This is a genomic window from Shewanella marisflavi (assembly GCF_002215585.1).
GTDB classification, from domain to species: Bacteria; Pseudomonadota; Gammaproteobacteria; order Enterobacterales; family Shewanellaceae; genus Shewanella; species Shewanella marisflavi.
This window is the reverse complement of the sequence record NZ_CP022272.1, coordinates 4,256,307-4,278,689: the sequence shown is the minus strand read 5'-3', so window position 1 is coordinate 4,278,689 and position 22,383 is coordinate 4,256,307. Positions and strand designations below refer to the sequence as shown.

14 protein-coding genes and 3 rRNA genes are annotated in these 22,383 nt (G+C 48.9%); 11 read left to right on the top strand and 6 right to left on the bottom strand.

The genetic code is table 11. The features are described 5' to 3' along the window. Positions 1-343: 343 nt before the first annotated feature. The 5 genes from cobA to CFF01_RS18865 all read left to right on the top strand — a co-directional run bounded on the left by cobA (position 344) and on the right by CFF01_RS18865 (position 7,470). Entirely contained in the window at positions 344-1,198 is an 855-nt protein-coding gene (cobA, locus tag CFF01_RS18885; protein WP_088905812.1) for a uroporphyrinogen-III C-methyltransferase, read from the top strand. A 19-nt stretch (positions 1,199-1,217) separates the two neighbouring features. Next, positions 1,218-3,746, top strand: a complete 2,529-nt coding sequence (nirB, locus tag CFF01_RS18880) for a nitrite reductase large subunit NirB (protein WP_088905811.1) — start codon at positions 1,218-1,220, stop codon at positions 3,744-3,746. Between the two features lie 11 nt (positions 3,747-3,757). Next, positions 3,758-4,114, top strand: coding sequence for a nitrite reductase small subunit NirD (gene nirD, locus CFF01_RS18875; protein WP_232479481.1), 357 nt, complete (start codon positions 3,758-3,760; stop codon positions 4,112-4,114). Between the two features lie 97 nt (positions 4,115-4,211). After that, the gene (locus tag CFF01_RS18870) at positions 4,212-5,687 is read left to right on the top strand and encodes a NarK family nitrate/nitrite MFS transporter (protein ID WP_088905810.1); all 1,476 of its coding nucleotides are present in this window, start codon (positions 4,212-4,214) and stop codon (positions 5,685-5,687) included. A 16-nt stretch (positions 5,688-5,703) separates the two neighbouring features. Beyond that, complete coding sequence (locus CFF01_RS18865; RefSeq protein WP_088905809.1) at positions 5,704-7,470, top strand: bifunctional protein-serine/threonine kinase/phosphatase; 1,767 nt, start codon at positions 5,704-5,706, stop codon at positions 7,468-7,470. A gap of 58 nt (positions 7,471-7,528) precedes the next feature. Here CFF01_RS18865 and CFF01_RS18860 read toward each other — a convergent pair whose 3' ends face one another. Together CFF01_RS18860 and CFF01_RS18855 are read right to left on the bottom strand one after the other, a co-directional pair. Further along, positions 7,529-8,431, bottom strand: a complete 903-nt coding sequence (locus CFF01_RS18860) for a 1,4-dihydroxy-2-naphthoyl-CoA synthase (RefSeq protein WP_088905808.1) — start codon at positions 8,429-8,431, stop codon at positions 7,529-7,531. A gap of 122 nt (positions 8,432-8,553) precedes the next feature. Next, a complete protein-coding gene (locus CFF01_RS18855) occupies positions 8,554-8,907 on the bottom strand; it encodes a hypothetical protein (protein ID WP_033538973.1) in 354 nt (117 codons plus the stop codon). Between the two features lie 88 nt (positions 8,908-8,995). On the opposite strand from CFF01_RS18855, the gene ccoG reads away from it, so the two are divergent. The 6 genes from ccoG (at position 8,996) to CFF01_RS18825 (ending at position 17,468) form a co-directional block, all read left to right on the top strand. Further along, positions 8,996-10,423 carry a cytochrome c oxidase accessory protein CcoG gene (ccoG, locus tag CFF01_RS18850; RefSeq protein ID WP_033538974.1) on the top strand — a complete coding sequence of 476 codons (1,428 nt, stop codon included), beginning with the start codon at positions 8,996-8,998 and terminating at the stop codon, positions 10,421-10,423. A gap of 628 nt (positions 10,424-11,051) precedes the next feature. After that, a 16S ribosomal RNA gene (locus tag CFF01_RS18845) occupies positions 11,052-12,596 on the top strand. A 289-nt stretch (positions 12,597-12,885) separates the two neighbouring features. Beyond that, positions 12,886-15,778, top strand: a 23S ribosomal RNA gene (locus CFF01_RS18840). 230 nt (positions 15,779-16,008) lie between these two features. After that, positions 16,009-16,124: ribosomal RNA gene (rrf, locus tag CFF01_RS18835) — 5S ribosomal RNA — on the top strand. The 16S, 23S and 5S rRNA genes sit together here, the layout of an rRNA operon. Before the next feature lie 626 nt (positions 16,125-16,750). Then, positions 16,751-17,005, top strand: coding sequence for a YkgJ family cysteine cluster protein (locus CFF01_RS18830; protein WP_081953874.1), 255 nt, complete (start codon positions 16,751-16,753; stop codon positions 17,003-17,005). 10 nt (positions 17,006-17,015) lie between these two features. After that, on the top strand, positions 17,016-17,468 hold the full coding sequence (locus CFF01_RS18825) for an Rrf2 family transcriptional regulator (protein ID WP_033540834.1): 453 nt from the start codon (positions 17,016-17,018) through the stop codon (positions 17,466-17,468). A gap of 4 nt (positions 17,469-17,472) precedes the next feature. Here the strand turns inward: CFF01_RS18825 and CFF01_RS18820 are convergent, their stop codons facing one another. Genes CFF01_RS18820 through gpmM form a run of 4 tightly spaced genes read right to left on the bottom strand, consistent with a single transcriptional unit; the run spans position 17,473 to position 22,173 of the window. After that, the gene (locus tag CFF01_RS18820; RefSeq protein ID WP_088906009.1) at positions 17,473-18,228 is read right to left on the bottom strand and encodes a divergent polysaccharide deacetylase family protein; all 756 of its coding nucleotides are present in this window, start codon (positions 18,226-18,228) and stop codon (positions 17,473-17,475) included. Positions 18,229-18,242: 14 nt separating this feature from the next. After that, positions 18,243-19,448, bottom strand: a complete 1,206-nt coding sequence (locus tag CFF01_RS18815; RefSeq protein ID WP_033540833.1) for a S41 family peptidase — start codon at positions 19,446-19,448, stop codon at positions 18,243-18,245. Positions 19,449-19,484: 36 nt separating this feature from the next. Then, entirely contained in the window at positions 19,485-20,570 is a 1,086-nt protein-coding gene (locus CFF01_RS18810) for a murein hydrolase activator EnvC family protein (protein ID WP_088906008.1), read from the bottom strand. Positions 20,571-20,628: 58 nt separating this feature from the next. Continuing rightward, entirely contained in the window at positions 20,629-22,173 is a 1,545-nt protein-coding gene (gpmM, locus tag CFF01_RS18805) for a 2,3-bisphosphoglycerate-independent phosphoglycerate mutase (RefSeq protein ID WP_088905807.1), read from the bottom strand. Between the last annotated feature and the right edge of the window lie 210 nt (positions 22,174-22,383).

Here is a 22,383-nt window from a genome sequence, read left to right as displayed (position 1 = left end):
CCATGATGGTTTTATCTTGTTTGTTTGTTTTTAAATTTAACAAAAACAAGTAATTAGTTTTTTATTTTTATCAATCTACCTATTTAGAGGTATGTGTTTAAAATCATATTATTCATTAGTTTAGGTTAAATGTTCGATAATGGTCATTGTTTGCACAATTGCGGTGCGAGTTAATTTGTTTTCAAGCCGTTAAAAATGTCAGTTTTGTTTTTTTAATTTTCACGTTTTCTTTTTATGTTTCTGATTTTTAAGTTTTTAATTTTATATTTAACGTTTTTTTAAAGTTGTTGGCATTAAGTTTGCTCAATGCTTGTTCAGTTGGCGATAACATCGAGGCTTAATTATGGACAAGCATGAGAAAAACCCTCACCACAGTGTCATTAATATCGGCTTTGGCGAGACAGGAAAATCTGCATGTCAGGGGCGTGTCAGTTTGGTGGGCGCAGGGCCGGGTGATGCCGAGCTGCTGACGGTGAAGGCCATGCGCATTATTCAGCAGGCTGATCTGATTATTTATGATCGCTTAGTTAGTGATGAGATTTGCGCCTTATTCCCCGTAAAGACGCCGACGCTATATGTCGGCAAAGCTAAGCATCTGCACAGTGTCGAACAGGATCGCATCAATGAAATCTTAGTTGAACAAGCCTTACTGGGAAAACATGTCTGCCGTCTAAAAGGCGGGGATAGTTTCATCTTTGGTCGTGGAGGAGAGGAGATCATCTCTCTTAAGGCGCAAAACATTTCTGTAGAAGTCGTGCCAGGTATTACCGCCGCTTCAGGCTGTACCTCTTATGCCGGTATTCCTTTAACCCATAGAGGGGTTTCCCAGGGAACCACCTTTGTTACCGCTCATGCCGAATCAGAGTTGCAACTTAATTGGCAGAGTCTGGCGATGTTACAGCACACCTTAGTGTTTTACATGGGGCTGAGTAAGGCACCACTTATTGCCAATGAACTCATTCAAGCTGGATTGGCTAGCCACACGCCGGTGGCGCTTATCGAGCGTGGTTGCTCTAAAGAGCAGAGGGTGATCAGCGGCTTGCTAAGGGATCTGCCCAATCTGGTGGTTGAACATCAATTGCAATCGCCCACTTTAATTGTGGTTGGGAAAGTGGTGGATCTTGCGTCCCAGCTCAGTTGGTTCGAGCAGCAAGCGCAAATTAAAGATAAGTATATACCGGCCCGTTTGAGTGCCTAGAGATCTAAGGAGAGCCAAGATGGATAACATTTCTGTAGTCGTGGTGGGCAATGGCATGGTTGGCCACAAGTTTATCGACAATATCTTAGCCAGCGAAGCGGCGGATAATGTACAACTAACCACCTTCTCAGAAGAGCCCAGGTTAGCGTATGACAGGGTGCAATTGAGTGCTTATTTTAGTGGTAAGACAGAGCAAGATCTGGCGTTAACCGATGAAGCTTATTATCGCCAGCATAAGGTCGATTTTCTGCTGGATACCAAGGTGATCAGTATCGATCCTCGTGCTCATACCGTATTGACCGATAAGGGAAATACAGTGACTTATGACAAGCTGGTGCTGGCAACGGGGTCCTATCCTTTCGTACCACCTATCCCCGGTAATGACCAAGCTCACTGCTTAGTTTACCGCACCATAGCCGATCTTGAGGCGATCACAGAATCGAGTTGCCATAGCAAAAGCGGAGTGGTGATCGGTGGTGGTCTGCTGGGACTGGAGGCGGCTAATGCCCTGAAAAACCTCGGTCTGGAAACCCATGTGGTGGAGTTTGCCCCAAGGCTAATGGCGGTTCAGCTTGATGACGGTGGTGCGAATTTATTGCGTCATCAAATAGAAGCCCTGGGTGTGCGGGTACACACCCAAAAGGCGACGACGGAAATCGTCGCCGGTGAGCAGGGTCGTTACCGCTTGAATTTTTCCGATGGTACACATCTTGAGACCGATATGGTGGTGTTTTCTGCCGGAATTCGGCCACAGGATGAGCTGGCCCGTCAGGCGCAGCTCGAGGTGGGTGAGCGTGGTGGTATCGTGATTAACGATTTTTGCCAAACCAGTGATCCCGACATCTATGCGGTGGGCGAGTGTGCGCTGTGGCAGGGCCGTATTTTTGGCTTGGTGGCGCCTGGCTATACTATGGCCGCGGTCGCTGCGGCGCATTTATGTGGCAGCGACCTCGCCTTCAGGGGGGCCGATATGAGCACCAAACTGAAACTCCTAGGGCTGGATGTTGCCAGTATCGGTGATGCCCATGGGGTGACCGAAGGGGCGCAGTCTTACACTTTCCATGATGAGGTCGCTCAGGTGTATAAGCGTCTGGTCGTCAATCAGGCGGGAGATAGAGTTTTGGGTGCGGTATTGGTGGGTGATGTCAGCGCCTATGGTCAGCTACTGCAGATGATGCTCAATGATATGCCGTTGCCGGATCATCCATCGGCTCTGATCCTACCTCAAGTAGAGGGGGAGAGCGCAGCCATGGGCGTCGAAGCCTTGCCTGTCAGTGCCCAAATTTGCTCTTGCTATGATGTCAGCAAAGGGGATGTGGCCGCTGCCGTGGCTAATGGGGCTACCGACATGGCCACGATTAAAAGTTGCACTAAAGCCTCCACCGGCTGCGGAGGTTGCAGTGCCTTGGTCAAGCAGGTGATGGACAGTGAGCTTGCCGCTTTAGGTCATGAAGTGGATAACAGCTTGTGTGAACATTTTGCCTATACCCGTCCTGAGCTGGTGGATATTGTGCGGATTAAAAAGATCCGTAGTTTCGATGAGCTGTTAGCCAGTCACGGCTGCGGGTTGGGGTGTGACATCTGCAAGCCTGCTATCGCTTCGATTCTGGCTTCCTTTTGGAATGATTATATCCTCGATGATGCTCATATTGGGCTACAAGACACCAATGATATCTATTTGGGTAATATGCAAAAAGATGGCACCTACTCTGTGGTGCCTCGTATCGCTGGTGGTGAGGTGACACCCGACAAGTTGATCGTGTTAGGTGAGGTGGCTAAGGAATTTGATCTCTACACCAAGATCACCGGTGGCCAGCGAATCGACCTCTTTGGAGCACAACTGCATCAGCTACCGCTGATCTGGCGCAAGCTGGTGGATGCAGGATTTGAGACCGGCCATGCCTATGGCAAGTCGGTACGTACGGTGAAGTCCTGTGTTGGTGACAGTTGGTGCCGATATGGGGTTAACGACAGCTTAGGTTTTGCTATCGATATTGAAAATCGATACAAGGGCTTGCGTTCCCCCCATAAACTAAAGTTTGCAGTATCTGGTTGTACTCGTGAGTGTGCAGAAGCCCAATCTAAAGATGTTGGCATCATTGCCACCGAACATGGCTGGAACCTCTATGTTGGCGGCAATGGCGGCATGCGTCCCAGACACGCCGAGCTGTTTGCCACGGGGTTGGATGACCAGACCTTGATCCGCTATATCGACCGATTCCTGATGTTTTATATTCGCAGTGCCGAAAGGCTTCAGCGCACTTCTGTATGGATAGAGAACCTCGAAGGTGGCCTGGAGTATCTAAAAGCTGTGGTGATTGACGACAAGCTGGGGCTGGCTACCGAGCTTGAAGCCGAGATGGCCGACAACATAGCTAAGTATCAATGCGAATGGAAAACCACGCTGGAGAATCCGGAAAAACTCAAACGCTTTAAGCATTTCATTAATGCTGACAAAGAGGATAGCAACTTGGCCTATGAGGTAAAGCGTTCACAACGCATGCCGGCCAAGTCCAGTCAAGTCATCGATGTATTAACCGTTGAATAGGGAGATAAGTGATGAACGTAGCAATCGATAAGATGCAAGAACTCTGGATATCTGTGTGTTCACCACAAGATATTACTCCCGGCACTGGGGTGTGTGCCTTGGTTGGAGGACGGCAGGTGGCGCTGTTTTGCTGTCGTCAGACACAGGCCTTTTACGCTATCGATAATTTCGACCCTATCGGCAGGGCCAATGTATTATCTCGGGGGATCATGGGCTCAATTGCAGGTGAACCTGTAGTAGCCTCTCCTCTGTATAAACATTATTTCAATCTAAATACCGGTCGTTGTATTCAGACTCCAGAGCATCAATTGAAAACCTATCCAGTGCGCATCTTTGGCGCTGAGGTTCAAATAGGTATTAACCACTAAGTTTCATTAATTTTATTAACGCGAAAGCATGCTACACCAGTGTGGCAGGGGATTGTGCAACTAAAAATAGCCCAACTCCCCGGTTAAGGAGAGTCCCATGAGTACAGATAATCGCTTTAATTTACTGAGTTTTACAGGAAAAATGAAGGTGTTACACCTGAGTTGGATGGCGTTTTTTATCACCTTTGTGGTGTGGTTTAACTTTGCACCGTTATTGCAGTCGGTTAAGGCTTCCTTAGGGCTCACTACGGCCGAAATTAAGACGTTGCTAATTCTTAATGTCGCCTTTACCATCCCGGCGCGGGTGGTCATAGGTATGCTTACCGATCGCTTTGGGCCCCGCATCATCTATTCGGGGTTGCTGGCAATTTGTGCGCTGCCCTGTTTTGCCTTTGCTTTAGCCGACAGCTTTGTACAAGCCGCGATAGCGCGTTTCCTGTTAGGGTTTATTGGCGCGGGTTTTGTGGTTGGAATACGTCTGGTGTCAGAATGGTTTCCCCATAATGAGCTAGGCACTGCTGAAGGCATTTACGGCGGTTGGGGTAATTTTGGTTCCGCTGCTGCAGCATTTACTTTGCCCACTCTTGCCGTGCTCTTTGGCGGTGAAGATGGTTGGCGTTATGCCATGGGGTTGACCGGGGTGATCAGTCTGGTTTTTTCCTGGGTGTTTTACCTTAATGTAGCCGATACACCTAAAGGCTCGACTTATTTTAAGCCTAAGAGCCTCACTGCCATGGAAGTGACCTCTAAAGGTGATTTCTTACTGCTTCTGATTATGAAGCTGCCTATGTATGGCGCGCTGGCACTATTGGCTTGGAAGTTGTCTCCGGCTGGTGTGGCTATGTTGAGCGATCTGAGTGTTTATGGCATCTATCTTGGCTTGCTTCTGCTCTACCTTTATGAAATCTCCCAAGTATGGAAAGTGAACAAGAGTGTTTTTGAAGGGCCGGTACCTGAGATCCATAGATATAAGTTTAAGCAGGTTGCGGTATTAAATATTCTCTATTTCGCGACATTTGGCTCAGAACTGGCCGTGGTGTCTATGTTGCCACTGTTTTTTGCCGAGACCTTCGAGCTCACTCCTGTGATGGCCGGCATGGTCGCCTCGGCTTATGCCTTTATGAATTTGATGTCTCGTCCAGGTGGTGGTTGGATTTCTGATAAATTCGGTCGCAAGCCAACCCTGTTGATATTAACGGCAGGATTAGCGGCGGGTTATTTCCTGATGGGACAGGTGAACAGTGAATGGCCGGTTTGGATTGCTGTGGCGGCGGCAATGGCTTGCTCTTTCTTTGTGCAGTCGGGAGAGGGGGCGGTATTTGCCACAGTGCCACTGATTAAGCGTCGAATGACAGGGCAAATTGCGGGTATGACCGGGGCCTATGGCAACGTGGGTGCAGTGTGCTATCTGACAGTATTATCCTTTGTGGATTACAGCACTTTCTTTTATGTGATTGCGGCCACGGCGGTATTGGGTTTTGTTGTACTGACATGGATGGAAGAGCCGAAGGGACAAATGGCTGAAGTAAACCAAGATGGTAGCGTCACCTTGATCGATGTGTCGAGTCGTTGAGTGAGAGGCTAACTTGATGAATGCTCATCCTAAGCTTATCGAAGCGGTAAATTCAGCGCAGACTCCTGGGCAGACCAAGAGATTAGCGTTGAATTTCGGTGGCAGTTCATGCGCTGGCGTTAGGCCGCAGAATCAGGATGCATTTGCCGTACACCATAGTGTCGATAGCCATCAATTGCTGCATAAAGGGGTGGTCGCTTGCATTGCCGATGGTGTTAGCTGTAGTCAAAATGGTCAGTTGGCCAGTCAGCTTTGCGTGACGCAATTTATCGAAGACTATTTGAGTGCCCCTGAGAGTTGGGGGGTTAAACATGCGGCAACTAAAGTGCTGAACGCCTTGAACATCTGGCTTAACCATCACAGTCAGCAGACGGCGCTAAGGCACAATGGCTACGTGACAACGTTCAGCGCTTTAGTTTTTAAGTCTAACCGGCTGCACCTTTTTCATGTGGGTGATAGCCGGGTTTACCGACTGAGAGCGGGCGAGTTAATCCTTCTTTCTAAGGATCATAGCCATCAGGGATTTGGTGAAAAAGGCTTTCTGACTCGAGCCTTGGGGATGGACAGCCATTTAGAGGTGGACTATCAATGTCATGAAGTACAGCTGGGCGATCGATATCTGTTAACCACAGATGGCGTCCATGAAAATCTTGCCTTGGGCCAGTTAACCGATGTCGTGGCTCAAAAGGATAATTTAGAAGTGTTGGCTAGGCAGTTGACTTCGATGGCTCTAGCCGAAGGGAGCCAGGACAACAATAGCTGTCTATTGTTGCAGGTGCATTCATTGCCCTATGTCGATGCCCCAGAGTTAACATTGTTGTCTTCACAGAAAGTGATCCCACCAGTGATGAGTGTCGGCAATACCATTGATGACTTTGAAGTGCTTAAAGTCTTGTACAGTGGTACACGCAGTCACATCTATTTGGTTAAACCGCAGGGAACAGATGATGTATATGTACTCAAGGCTCCCTCACTTAATTTCAGCGAAGATGGGGATTACCTGGCTAGTTTCGTGCGAGAGCAGTGGGTGGGACAGAGAACTCAGCACCCATCGCTGATGAAGGTTTACCCTAGTGAATCACCTTTCTTATATCATTTATGTGAGTATATTTCGGGACAAACCTTAAGGCAGTGGATGTATGACAATCCAGCGGCCGATTTTTGTAAGGTTAGAGCTATTCTCGAGGGGATTGTGATTGCGGTCAGAGCACTGCAACGTATGGGGGTGGTACATAGGGATATAAAACCGGAAAATCTGATGCTTACCCCTGATGATAAAGTGGTGTTGATCGATTATGGCGCGGCCCAGGCCGATGGCCTGGCAGAGTTGACTCCAGCGACCCAGGAGGCGTTACCTCTCGGCGCTGTGGGATACATTGCCCCTGAATATTTGCAAACGGGAGTGGCGTCTCATCAAGCGGATATTTTCTCAATTGGGGTTGTGGTGTATGAGATGTTAACCGGAAAATTACCCTATACCACAGGTCGCTCCCTATCGATTAATAACCATAGTCGCAGGGATTGGTGTTACATCTCTTGTCGTCAATATCGAGAGTCCGTTCCCTTGTGGCTTGACCTAGCACTTGAGAAGGCGTGTCATCCAGATACCCGCGTAAGATATCAGTCGATGTCAGAAATGCTTTTGGACATGAATAGCCCTAATCAACAGATGGTGCAAAAACATCAGTCTTTGCCTTTCATCGAACGTGAGCCGATTATGTTTTGGAAGGGATTAAGCGTATTACTCTTAATGATTGTGGTGCTGCAAGCTTTGCTATTGTGATAAAAGGGGTGAACAGGCCAAGGCTATGGCCTGTTCTTATTCATTGTTCAATAGCTGCTTAATAGTGCCAAGGGAATTTTGAGAAATCCTGATCCCGTTTTTCCAGGAAGGCATCACGTCCTTCAACGGCCTCGTCGGTGCCATAGGCTAGGCGGGTCGCTTCCCCGGCAAACAGTTGCTGACCCACAAGGCCATCGTCAGGCAGGTTGAAACCATATTTCAACATACGCATGGCAGTAGGAGACTTAGAGTTGATCTCTTTGGCCCACTTTAGGGCTTCAGTTTCCAACTCGGCATGGGGAATGGAGCGATTGACCATACCCATGTCGAAGGCCTCATCGGCGCTGTAGTTAAAACCGAGGAAGAAAATTTCCCGGGCACGTTTCTGACCTATCATTTTGGCAAGATAAGCACTGCCGTATCCTGAGTCGAAGCTACCCACGTCTGGATCGGTTTGTTTAAAGACGGCGTGTTCTTTCGAGGCCAGCGTTAGATCGCAGACCACATGCAGGCTGTGGCCACCACCAACGGCCCAACCGGGCACCACGGCAATCACCACCTTAGGCATGAAACGGATCAGGCGCTGTACCTCTAAGATATGCAGGCGGCCCATGCGTGCCAGATCGGGTGTATCGGTTTCCTCGCCCTCATACTTGTAGCCATCTTTACCGCGAATACGTTGATCGCCGCCGGCACTGAAAGACCACTGCCCCTTGGCTGATGGGCCATTGCCTGTCAGTAGGACACAACCGACATCTGACCATTGGCGGGCATGATCCAGGGCGGTGTAGAGTTCATCGACTGTCTTAGGGCGAAATGAGTTGAGACAATCTGGGCGGTTAATGGCGATTCGTACCGTGCCCTGATCTTTTGCTCTGTGGTAGGTAATGTCTTCAAATGTAAATCCAGGCACCAGATCCCAGGCTGATGGATCGAAGATATCGGAAACCTTGTCTGTCATGTTCGTAACCCTATATTTGTCGCATCGAGAAGATGAGCCAAGGCTAGGCTCAATATGGAAAGAGATCAATTGGGAAGCAGAAAACCGTGCTCTTGGCTAAGGTTTCTGCTTCCTAAAGGGGTTTATCTGATCTTATCGCAGATAAATTGTTGGTTGTCTTTGCTTAGCTCGTCAAAACGATTACCGCTGTTGTCGCAATACTTCTCTTTAAACTCAAGTACCGACTCAGGCGATTCGAGAATATTGTCCAGTGCAGCCAACTCCTTTCGAGTCAGTCGCTCGGCAATTTGCGTCTTGAACATTGCAATGTTCTTGTCTACTCGGATGATCTTTGTCCCTGTCATCGAGTCGAGTTTACGCTCGATGCGCTTCATTAGCGCATCAGTCTGCGCTATGGGTTCATCGAGTTTGTCTGTTTCGGTCGCTAGATAATAGAGTAATCCTATCCCTGCACCTAAAATAATCCAGCCTCTCATTATTTATCCAACCATGGTGAACAATTAGTATTAGAAATGTATAATAAGCCAGTTTTCATGGAATATTAAAGCTGTAAGGCTGTTAAATATGAACGCAGAATCAAATAAAAAGGATTATTCCAAGGCTGAGCGGATCAAAATACATCAGCCCGATGAGAACAAATCCGATCGTTTTAATCCCCGCAATCGTATTTACGTTAGAGCAATAGAAGGATTTTGGACACAGCTACGTCGCCGTCTCGGCTGGGTCGCAATGCTCTTTTTCCTGATTTTGCCTTGGATCCCCTGGGGTGACAGACAAGCCGTCTGGTTTAACCTAGGTGAACAAAAATTTCATATCTTCGGTTTAACCATTTGGCCCCAAGATCTTACCTTACTCGCTGCACTCTTAATGATAGCCGCATTTGGTCTATTTTTTGTGACAACCTATCTTGGGCGTGTCTGGTGCGGTTATACCTGTCCTCAAACGGTTTGGACTTTTATCTTCATCTGGTTCGAAGAGAAATTTGAAGGTGCGCGTAACAAGCGCATTAAATTGGATCAGATGCCATGGAGTTTTAATAAGGCTTGGCGAAAGACGGCAAAGCATGCCTCTTGGATATTGGTCTCCTTATTAACCGCCATGACCTTCGTTTCGTATTTTGTACCGACTAACGAAGTCTATATCGATGTCTTTAGTGGTAACGCCTCGGGCGCTATCTACTTTTGGGTGAGTTTGTTTACCGTAGCGACTTATGGCAATGCCGGCTGGATGCGTGAAATCATGTGCATCCATATGTGTCCCTATGCCCGTTTCCAGTCTGCTATGTTCGACAAGAACACTTATATTGTGGGTTATGACACTAAACGTGGTGAAAATCGCGGTCCCCGTTCTCGTAAGGCCGATCCTAAGGCGTTAGGCCTTGGTGATTGTATTGACTGTGACCTTTGCGTACAGGTTTGCCCTACCGGGATCGATATTCGTAATGGTTTGCAATATGAATGTATCAACTGTGGCTCTTGTATCGATGCCTGTGATACCACCATGGATCGTATGGGCTACGATAGAGGTCTTATCGCCTACACCACAGAGAATAAGCTTGAAGGTGTTAAAGAGAAGGTGATACGACCTAAGCTGTTAGGTTATGGTGCCGTATTGGCATTAATGATCTTTGTCTTTATTTATGCCACTGTGACTATCGCACCTGTGCGGGTCGACATTATTCGCGATCGTAATCAGCTCTTTAGAGTGAACAATCAGGGTCTGATAGAAAATACCTTTACCCTGAAGATACTCAATAAGACAGAAGCTAAGCATGAATATCAGCTCAGCGTCGAAGGCTTAACCGATTACCAATGGTATGGTCCACAAACTGTCACTATCGACGGCGGTGAGGTACTGACTCTGCCAGTTAGTGTGGCCGTCGATCCCGTAAACCTGTCTCGAGCCATGACTAAAGTTAACTTTAAGGTCACCACTGCATTAGATGGTGAAACGGTCGAAGCGGTGCAAGAATCTCGCTTCTTTAGCCAGTAACCTTAATCAATAACTTCGCTACTAACGGTGAATGGTCAGAAAAGGGGCTTTTTAGCCCCTTTTTTATACGTATTGCGTGATAAATATTCGCTTGATCATCTAAGTGTCTTTTTCTTTCAAAAAGCCCTTGCGTAAAAGTTTAGTCTCCCTATAATGCGCATCCACTGACACGGCACAGCAACTTCTTCAACTGGTGAAAGCCAGATAAATAGCGGAGTTCAGCTTAGTCAGCGACTCAGATTTAGACGCGGTTTAACGCACTGGATTGAGTCTGGCAGAAAGTGGTTTAAGGCTTTCAAATGTCGTCTTCTGGTTAAAGAATCGACGCTTGAAAAACTTCTCAAAATTAGCCCTTGACGCCAACATTTGGATGTGTAGAATACGCATCCCTAAGCCGACGGCCCAGCGCCAAAGGCGGCATCGAATAATAAGATGCAATGCTCTTTAACAAGATGAAACAAGAAATCTGTGTGGACATTCACAGGTGTTGAGTTAATCGAAAACGATTTATATCTCAATGCAACGATGAATGTTCATAGCAATATGTACAAACATTTAGATGATTCTTCCGAGTCGTTTAAATGAATCAGAATTCATTGAGCCGAAGCTTTCAGCTTCAACAAAACTTTAATTGAAGAGTTTGATCATGGCTCAGATTGAACGCTGGCGGCAGGCCTAACACATGCAAGTCGAGCGGTAACAGGAAGAAAGCTTGCTTTCTTTGCTGACGAGCGGCGGACGGGTGAGTAATGCCTAGGGAACTGCCCAGTCGAGGGGGATAACAGTTGGAAACGACTGCTAATACCGCATACGCCCTACGGGGGAAAAGAGGGGACCTTCGGGCCTTCTGCGATTGGATGTACCTAGGTGGGATTAGCTAGTAGGTGAGGTAATGGCTCACCTAGGCGACGATCCCTAGCTGTTCTGAGAGGATGATCAGCCACACTGGGACTGAGACACGGCCCAGACTCCTACGGGAGGCAGCAGTGGGGAATATTGCACAATGGGCGCAAGCCTGATGCAGCCATGCCGCGTGTGTGAAGAAGGCCTTCGGGTTGTAAAGCACTTTCAGCGAGGAGGAAAGGTTAAGTGTTAATAGCACTTAGCTGTGACGTTACTCGCAGAAGAAGCACCGGCTAACTTCGTGCCAGCAGCCGCGGTAATACGAGGGGTGCAAGCGTTAATCGGAATTACTGGGCGTAAAGCGTACGCAGGCGGTTTGTTAAGCGAGATGTGAAAGCCCCGGGCTCAACCTGGGAACTGCATTTCGAACTGGCAAACTAGAGTCTTGTAGAGGGGGGTAGAATTTCAGGTGTAGCGGTGAAATGCGTAGAGATCTGAAGGAATACCGGTGGCGAAGGCGGCCCCCTGGACAAAGACTGACGCTCAGGTACGAAAGCGTGGGGAGCAAACAGGATTAGATACCCTGGTAGTCCACGCCGTAAACGATGTCTACTCGGAATTTGGTGTCTTGAACACTGGGTTCTCAAGCTAACGCATTAAGTAGACCGCCTGGGGAGTACGGCCGCAAGGTTAAAACTCAAATGAATTGACGGGGGCCCGCACAAGCGGTGGAGCATGTGGTTTAATTCGATGCAACGCGAAGAACCTTACCTACTCTTGACATCCAGAGAATTCGCTAGAGATAGCTTAGTGCCTTCGGGAACTCTGAGACAGGTGCTGCATGGCTGTCGTCAGCTCGTGTTGTGAAATGTTGGGTTAAGTCCCGCAACGAGCGCAACCCTTATCCTTACTTGCCAGCGGGTCATGCCGGGAACTTTAGGGAGACTGCCGGTGATAAACCGGAGGAAGGTGGGGACGACGTCAAGTCATCATGGCCCTTACGAGTAGGGCTACACACGTGCTACAATGGCGAGTACAGAGGGTTGCGAAGCCGCGAGGTGGAGCTAATCTCAGAAAGCTCGTCGTAGTCCGGATTGGAGTCTGCAACTCGACTCCATGAAGTCGGAATCGCTAGTAATCGTGGATCAGAATGCCACGGTGAATACGTTCCCGGGCCTTGTACACACCGCCCGTCACACCATGGGAGTGGGCTGCACCAGAAGTAGATAGCTTAACCTTCGGGAGGGCGTTTACCACGGTGTGGTTCATGACTGGGGTGAAGTCGTAACAAGGTAGCCCTAGGGGAACCTGGGGCTGGATCACCTCCTTACCTATACGATTGATTTAGTGCTTGTTGAGTGTTCACACAGATAACTTGTTCTTGTTAGAGCGAGTGGCACGTCCGAGCGACGATGCTTGTTCTTTAAAAATTTGGAAAGCTGATAGTGTTAATGTGAAAGGGATAGTGACGTACTTGTACGTGATTATTTGTAGCATTAGCGCGAAAAAATAATTGAGTTCTCAAAACACACTTTAATCAAGTGCATTGAGTATTCTTTTGGCGAAAGTTGAAACCATTAGTTGCGATGCGACTCAGATGAAACTCATTTGGGTTGTATGGTTAAGTGACTAAGCGTATACGGTGGATGCCTTGGCAGTCAGAGGCGATGAAGGACGTAGTAACTTGCGAAAAGCGTTGGCGAGCTAGTAACAAGCATTTGAGCTAACGATGTCCGAATGGGGAAACCCGGCAGCATAAGCTGTCATCATTAAGTGAATACATAGCTTAATGAGGCGAACGAGGGGAACTGAAACATCTAAGTACCCTTAGGAAAAGAAATCAACCGAGATTCCCCTAGTAGCGGCGAGCGAACGGGGATTAGCCCTTAAGCCTAGAGGGTGTTAGTGGAATGTGTTGGAAAGCACAGCGATACAGGGTGATAGCCCCGTACATGAAAACTAACTTTAGGTGAAAACGAGTAGGACGGGACACGTGATATCTTGTTCGAATATGGGGGGACCATCCTCCAAGGCTAAATACTCCTGACTGACCGATAGTGAACCAGTACCGTGAGGGAAAGGCGAAAAGAACCCCTGTGAGGGGAGTGAAATAGAACCTGAAACCGTATACGTACAAGCAGTGGGAGCGGTTCTTGAGACCGTGACTGCGTACCTTTTGTATAATGGGTCAGCGACTTACATTTTGTAGCGAGGTTAAGCGAATAGCGGAGCCGTAGGGAAACCGAGTGTTAACTGCGCGTTTAGTTGCAAGGTGTAGACCCGAAACCCGGTGATCTAGCCATGGGCAGGTTGAAGGTTGAGTAACATCAACTGGAGGACCGAACACACGTATGTTGAAAAATGCGGTGATGACTTGTGGCTGGGGGTGAAAGGCCAATCAAACCGGGAGATATCTGGTTCTCCTCGAAAGCTATTTAGGTAGCGCCTCGAGCGAATACCATTGGGGGTAGAGCACTGTTAAGGCTAGGGGGTCATCCCGACTTACCAACCCTTTGCAAACTCCGAATACCAATGAGTACTACTCGGGAGACACACGGCGGGTGCTAACGTCCGTCGTGAAAAGGGAAACAACCCAGACCATCAGCTAAGGTCCCAAAGTTATTGCTAAGTGGGAAACGATGTGGGAAGGCTTAGACAGCTAGGATGTTGGCTTAGAAGCAGCCATCATTTAAAGAAAGCGTAATAGCTCACTAGTCGAGTCGGCCTGCGCGGAAGATTTAACGGGGCTAAGCAATACACCGAAGCTATGGGTACTAGCGCTTGCGCTAGTGCGGTAGAGGAGCGTTCTGTAAGCCGTTGAAGGTGAAGGGGTAACCCACGCTGGAGGTATCAGAAGTGCGAATGCTGACATGAGTAACGATAATGGGGGTGAAAAACCTCCACGCCGAAAGACCAAGGGTTCCTGTCCAACGTTAATCGGGGCAGGGTAAGTCGACCCCTAAGGCGAGGCCGAAAGGCGTAGTCGATGGGAAACGGGTTAATATTCCCGTACTTCTGCTAACTGCGATGGAGAGACGGAGAAGGCTAGGCTAGCGCGGCGTTGGTTGTCCGCGTTTAAGACTGTAGGTAGGGTACTTAGGCAAATCCGGGTACCTAATACTGAGAGTTGATGACGAGGTTCTACGGAACTGAAGTAGTTGATGCCATGCTTCCAGGAAAATCTTCTAAGCTTCAGGTTAGCAGGAATCGTACCCCAAACCGACACAGGTGGTCGGGTAGAGAATACCAAGGCGCTTGAGAGAACTCGGCTGAAGGAACTAGGCAAAATGGTACCGTAACTTCGGGAGAAGGTACGCTGCTGTTGGTGATGGGACTTGCTCCCTAAGCTGACGGCAGTCGCAGATACCAGGTGGCTGCAACTGTTTATCAAAAACACAGCACTGTGCAAAATCGCAAGATGACGTATACGGTGTGACGCCTGCCCGGTGCCGGAAGGTTAATTGATTGGGTTATCTTCGGAGAAGCTCATGATCGAAGCCCCGGTAAACGGCGGCCGTAACTATAACGGTCCTAAGGTAGCGAAATTCCTTGTCGGGTAAGTTCCGACCTGCACGAATGGCGTAATGATGGCCACGCTGTCTCCAGCCGAGACTCAGTGAAGTTGAAATTGCGGTGAAGATGCCGTATACCCGCGGCTAGACGGAAAGACCCCGTGAACCTTTACTATAGCTTGGCACTGAACATTGACCCTACATGTGTAGGATAGGTGGGAGACTTTGAAGCGGGAACGCCAGTTCTCGTGGAGTCAACCTTGAAATACCACCCTTGTAGTGTTGATGTTCTAACTCTGGCCCCTGAATCGGGGTTGAGGACAGTGCCTGGTGGGTAGTTTGACTGGGGCGGTCTCCTCCCAAAGAGTAACGGAGGAGCACGAAGGTTGGCTAAGTACGGTCGGACATCGTACGGTTAGTGCAATGGCATAAGCCAGCTTAACTGCGAGACATACACGTCGAGCAGGTGCGAAAGCAGGTCATAGTGATCCGGTGGTTCTGAATGGAAGGGCCATCGCTCAACGGATAAAAGGTACTCCGGGGATAACAGGCTGATACCGCCCAAGAGTTCATATCGACGGCGGTGTTTGGCACCTCGATGTCGGCTCATCACATCCTGGGGCTGAAGTCGGTCCCAAGGGTATGGCTGTTCGCCATTTAAAGTGGTACGCGAGCTGGGTTCAGAACGTCGTGAGACAGTTCGGTCCCTATCTGCCGTGGGCGTTGGATGATTGAAGGGAGCTGCTCCTAGTACGAGAGGACCGGAGTGGACGAACCGCTGGTGTTCGGGTTGTCATGCCAATGGCATTGCCCGGTAGCTACGTTCGGAATCGATAACCGCTGAAAGCATCTAAGCGGGAAGCGAGCCCTAAGATGAGTCATCCCTAGACCTTTAAGGTCTCTAAAGAGCCGTCCGAGACTAGGACGTTGATAGGCAGGGTGTGTAAGCGTTGTGAGGCGTTGAGCTAACCTGTACTAATGACTCGTGAGGCTTAACCATACAACCCAAAAGGGTTTCGTAAGCAATGGTTACTGAATCAGAAGAATACAAGTACTTGATTGAAGTGCGAACTCAAACAGCTTTCTAAATTTACTATTTTGGTTAATTACGCAGGTAATTGTTTGGCTGACAAAGCCGTGACGAAGCGAAGCGCGGAGTGTACTGGAGTACATGAGCACTGTAGCGAGGAAACAATGCCGTCAGACGAAGAATTAACCAGTAAGAATTTGTCTGGAAACCATAGCATTGTGGTCCCACCTGATCCCATCCCGAACTCAGAAGTGAAACGCAATCGCGCCGATGGTAGTGTGGGGTCTCCCCATGTGAGAGTAGGTCATTTCCAGACGCCTATTTATTCTCGAAAGAGAGTCGAAGAATCCCCAGCACACTGTGTTGGGGATTTTTTCGTTTATACGCTTCGCGAAAGCACCTCCTTCACATGCAGCCCAAAGCTGCTTACGCAGTGTGGCCCCCTCAGCTCGCAGCTTAGCTGCTTCGCGCTCCAGCCATCCATCAAGCTTCGCTTGATTAGCGGATGCCTTTCGCCCCCATGTGAGATTGACGGAGTTAGTCTCTGGCTCGAAGCTCATGACAGGCGCCTTTCCTTTTTATTCATTAGACCCTCAGCTCGTAGTCTAGCTGCTTCGCGCTCCTGCCATCCATCAAGCTTCGCTTGATAAACGGATGTCTTACTCCCCCATGTGAGATGAGCGTTGAGTAAATATCTGATGTATGACTCGAAGCTGGCATAACAGGCGCCTTGCACCTTAGCTCGCAGCTACAGCCATCCATTTGAGGACTGAATAAGGGGCTTAAACTACTGGGGGGTGAGATTCTTTGTTTACCTTGCGATATAAGGAAATCTCGGTTTTATCTCTTTTACTATTAGGTGAGGCTAAGCTTTATGAGATCTCAGATTGAGGCTGTGATCTTAATGACTAACAAGCTACGCAAATATGGGTATAATGCGCTATGAATTGTCGTCTCGGATGTGGTGCTTGTTGTATAGCGCCGTCGATCACCAGCCCTATTCCCGGTATGCCCCAAGGCAAACCGGCAGGGATGCGTTGCATCCAGTTAGATGAGCAGAATCTTTGCAAGATATTCGGTCATCCTGAGCGTCCGGCGCTGTGTGATCGCTTCATTGCCGAACCGGAAGTTTGCGGCTCAACGGCAGAGGAAGCACTTTGGTTGATAACATCTTTAGAAGCGGCGACGCAATCTTAGAAGGTTGGTTATGCAGTTAACTCGTTATACAGACTTTGGTATTCGTACGTTAATGTACCTGGCCTTATCGCCAGAAAGAGACACTCTGTTCAGAATTGCGGAGATCACAGAAGTGTTCGATCTGTCGGCGAACCATGTGTCTAAAATTGTCCATCATCTTGGTAAAGAGGGATATTTGCATACGGTGCGCGGCAAGGCCGGTGGTTTCAAGTTAGGTAAGCCTGCCGATCAGATTAATATTGGCACCTTGGTTCGTACTCTGGAGAATTCGCTCTCGCCCATTGATTGTAGCAAGCCTTATTGTCGCTTTTTACCTGCATGCCAGCTAAAAGGTGTATTAGCTGAGGCGGTGAATGCTTATCTGGCTGTGCTAGATCAATACACTCTGGCAGACATTGTTAGTAACCGTGAGGAGCTTAAGGCGCTTTTGCCTGACCTTTCCATTCCAGTATTAGAGATCTAATTCTCTATCTTAAGTGTGCCTTATCGCCGGTATTTTGTTGTTTTTGTGCGATGCGATAAGGCAAGAGTCTCGATGAGTTAACTAAGTTGATCCCTTCATCGGTAAGCCTAGGTAGATTAGCCTGCAAGAAGCGTATGGTCTCAGGGTAAGGGTGAGCTATCACTATCACCTTACCTTCTTTATTTGCTAATTTTATCAGCTGGTTAAACTGTTTCTCTAATGCCTGTGGCGACACATCGTTATCTAAAAATAGCTGACGTCTTAACAAAGGAATACCCTGCTTGTCGGCAGCCTCTCCCGCCTTGCTGTACCTCGTGGTCATGCTATCGATAAAGTAACTCTCTTTTTGCTTGAGGCTTTCCATTAGCCAACTCATAGGTGCTTCGAGTTGGGTTAACAGGCTGCCCATGTGATTATTGACTCCGCGGGCATAGGGGATGCTTTCAAACGCGTCTTGAACCGCTTGTTTGAACTCTTTTTCGTTCATTTGGTTAGTGAGTCCGCCTGGTCCCAGAGCCTTGCCGTTGAGGGCTTGCATGGGCAGGTGCAGCATGATCTCATGACCTTTACTATGGCCGATAGCAGCGAGCTTTTCGCCCAGTGGCGTGTGGGGTATCACGGAAAGGGTAACGGTAGTTGGCAGCGCCAATACGGCCTCGTCGGTTTGACGATAACCGATATCATCTATGATGATGGAGACCTGGGCGGCGTTGACGAATTGTGTGGTAAATAAGACAGCTAATAAGAGTAATAAGCGCACTGTTTTTTTATTCACTAACTATTTGTTTTTATCCATGAGATTGCCGATTGGACTATCTGATCCTGGGCAAGGTCATCATGGGGTGATTGCTCAGGGATTATAGGCATACTTTGCTCGGCAGTCATAGTCTCGCTGGGGATATTTATATCCGGCGCAATGCCAATGGCATGTATGTCTTGTCCTTTAGGGGTGGTGTAATGGGCTATGGTGAGCTTGATGGCATTACCCTCTATCAGAGTTGGGATAAGGCTTTGCACTGTGCCTTTACCGAAGCTCTTTTCGCCTATCAGGGTCGCGCGTTTATTCTCCTGCAGCGCCGCGGCCAGTACCTCGGAGGCAGAAGCCGATCCCTTGTTAATTAATACTGTAAGCGGCAACTTGGAGAACATGGTTTGTGGCGAGGCAAAGTAGTCTGAGTTGGCGTCGAAGAAGCGGCCCCTGGTTGACACTATTCGCCCCTTAGCGAGGAAAATGTCGGCTATCTTAATGGCCTGATCTAATAAGCCGCCAGGGTTGTTGCGTAGATCTAAAATCAGGCCTGTCATGGGCTGGTTTTGCCACTCTGTGAGCTGCTTGATCAAATCTTCGGTAGAATCGTCTTGAAAGCTGGAGAGCTTGATATAGCCAACGCCGTTGTCGAGGAGTTTGGCTTCAACTGAATTAACGTCAATCAGGCTGGGCGTGAGAGTCACATCGAAAAGGGTCTCGGAGTTGGCGCGGCTGAGGGAAAGGTTGATGGCCAGATTGTGTTTGCTGTGGAATTTGATCTCCTCGAGTACATTATCCAATTGCTTAGCCGTAACGGTTTCGTTATTCACCTTGATAATGCGATCCCCTGGCTGAATCCCAGCATTGGCCGCCGGTGAATGGGGAAAGGGGCTGATGATGGTCACCTGATTCTGATCTGTGGCTATCTCGATACCAAAGCCAAAGTATTCCCCCTTATTGGCATCCTTGATATCGGAAAAGGCCTGGCTGTCGAGGAAGTTTGAATAAGGATCTAACTTGGCGAATACCCCATCGATGGCGGCTTGGATTAGCTCTTCCTGGGAAAGTTTATCGACATAGTAGGTTTCGATAGTGCTGATGATATCGATCAGTAAGGGGTAGTTGACCTTAGCTTGGTACTCTTTGGCGTTTTCGTGGCCAAACAAAGTGATGGAGAGACCAAGCGTCAGGCCTAAGGCGACGCAGCTGAAATAACGAATTAATTGAGACATGGACAACCTCCCCCATCACTCGGGGTCGTTGTCGCATTATCGCCTGCAGTATCTCGCAGGATCGACGGCTTGCCCCTTATGCCTTACTTCAAAGTATAGGCCAGGTTCTGTTTGTCCACCCGAGCGACCAACCAAAGCTATGGTCTCGCCCTTGTTGACGCTGTCGCCGGCATTTTTGAGTAGTGTTTGAGCATGACCATACAGACTCATATAGCCCTTGCCATGATCGACGACCATCACCATACCAAAGCCCCTGAGCCAGTCGGCATAGATCACCTTGCCTGAGGCGATGGCATTAATATTCTGCCCTTCGGGCGCGGCCATCATGACCCCTTTCCATTTCACTTCGCCGGAGCGGCGACTACCAAAGCCGGCGCGAATGCGTCCTTTGGTTGGCCAGCTTAGCTTTTGACGGCTCGACAGTCCTTCCATGCTAGGGTTGTCTTTCATCGCTTTTAGGGCTTGTTCGACAACGCGTTTTAAACTGGCCTCTTCAATTTGTAGTTGTTCTAACTTGGCACCATGGGAGTTAAGGGTGCGCTCAATCTGTTTCAGGGTCTGTTGACGCTGGTGCTGCTCTTGGGTGAGAACCTTGGCCTGTTGCTGTTGATTGAGGATCAGCTCATTGAGCTTAGCTTGTTGGGTCTTTTGCTCTGACTCAATAGTCGTCAGCTCTGTCATTGTCTGCTGTAGTTGCTCTATGGAGTCCATTCTCGCCTTGTTGAGGAATTGGTAGTAGGCGAGTAGTCGTTCTATGGTTGCCGGACTCTGCTGATTGAGCAGCATTTTAGTGTAGTCGTGGTTGCCTGCCAGGTAGGCGCTGGCTAACTGATTCGATAGGGTTTTTTGTTGTTTCTTCTTTAGGTTATCTAATTCTGTCTTACGGCTGTTTAACTCGGCCAGTTTCTCATCTGTCTGTGCCAGTGATGCCTGGGTCCGGGTGACCTTCTTGGCGGCTTCGGCGATGGCTTGCTCATCTTTCTTGAGGAGATCTATCAGACTTTCATGTTGACGACTGGTGTCTTTAAGGGCCGATTGCTGGCTGCTTATCTGTTTCTGGATGGCTTCGAGTTCGGATTGACGCTGCTTCAGGTCAGCGGCCTGAACAGTACAAGAGAGCATGATAAAGCCAGCAAGTATGCTGGCTTTATAGAAACCAAATCGTTTAAGCAAAGAGTCGTTACTCGCTTAGGGTAATGATAGAGCGCCCTGTCATCTCTGACGGCACAGTTTGTCCCATCAAGGTTAACATGGTTGGTGCTAAATCACTTAATCTTCCGTTTGGCGAGATCTCACCCTTACGGCCAACATAGATCAGCGGCACGAGTTCACTGGTGTGTGCCGTATGGGCCTGACCAGTTTGCTCATCTGTCATCTGCTCTGCGTTACCATGGTCAGCGGTGATCAAACATTCACCATCTACCTTGGCCAGCGCTTCAACGACACGACCGATACAGGTGTCGACCGCTTCACAGGCTTTAACCGCCGCGTCGAAGTTACCGGTATGGCCCACCATATCGCCGTTAGGGTAGTTACAGATGATCACGTCATATTTGGTTGATTCTATGGCTTCAACCAACTTGTCGGTTAACTCGGTCGAACTCATCTCTGGCTGCAGGTCATAGGTAGCGACCTTAGGCGATTGGATAAGAATTCTCTCTTCACCCTCAAATGGCTCCTCTTTGCCGCCATTAAAGAAGAAGGTGACGTGGGCGTACTTCTCGGTTTCCGAGATACGCAGCTGCGTCTTGCCGTTGTTTTGCAGCACTTCGCCCAGGGTGTTGACCAGATCCACCGAAGGATAAGCAATAGCGGCCTTAATATCGGCGGCGTACTCGGTCAGCATGACGAAGTTGATCTTAGGCGTTACCGCACGTTCGAAGCCGTCGAAGTTCGGATCGACGAAACTACGGGTGATCTGACGTGCGCGGTCGGCGCGGAAGTTCATGAATATCAGTGCGTCGTTATCATTCAGGCTGGCGACCTGACCGTCTGCGTCTGTAATGGCCGAGCTGGCAACAAACTCGTCGTTTTCATCACGGCTATAAGCGGCTTCAAGGGCCTCAACGGCATCTTGATACTGGTGCAGCGCCTTGCCCTGGGTGATTAGTTCGTAGGCCTGAGAGACACGATCCCAGCGGTTGTCTCTGTCCATGGCGTAGTAACGGCCAATTAACGAGGCGATACGGCCGGTACCCAGCTCGGCAAACATCTCATTGAAATGTGCCAGGCTAGACTTAGCGCTTCTCGGTGGAGTGTCACGACCATCGAGGAAGGCATGTAAGTAAACTTTCTTAGCGCCACGCTTAGCGGCCATCTGACACATGGCTTGAATATGGCTTTCATGGCTGTGAACGCCGCCCGGAGAGAGCAGGCCCATGATATGCACCGCACCGTCTGCAGCGATAGCTTTGTCGATCGCTTCGACAAAGGCTGGATTATGGTCGAACTCGCCATCTTCAATTGACTTGCCTATGCGGGTCAGTTCTTGATAGACCACGCGGCCAGAGCCTATGTTGATGTGGCCGACTTCTGAGTTACCCATTTGGCCGTCGGGCAGGCCGACATCCAGCCCCGAGCCTGAGATCAGGCTATTGGGGTATTCTTTGTTGAGGCGATCTAAGACAGGAGTGTTGGCGTGATATACCGCGTTCATATGGGTATTTTCACGGTAACCCCAGCCATCGAGGATCAGCAGTGCCAATGGGCGTTTGCGTGTCGTCATGGTGGTACCTATTAACGTTAAAAAGAAAACTAGAATTCTGAAATTGGATAAATATTACTACGTACGAGGGCGATCAAAAAGCGATTTACTTCGATAGCAGTTATCGAGCCCGTCACAAATTAAGGGTTCTCTCAATATCAGCCTCCCGCCTGGGATGAACAACATGCTGCAATCTGCTTTGACAATCGGTTATACTCTCAGCCCAAACCG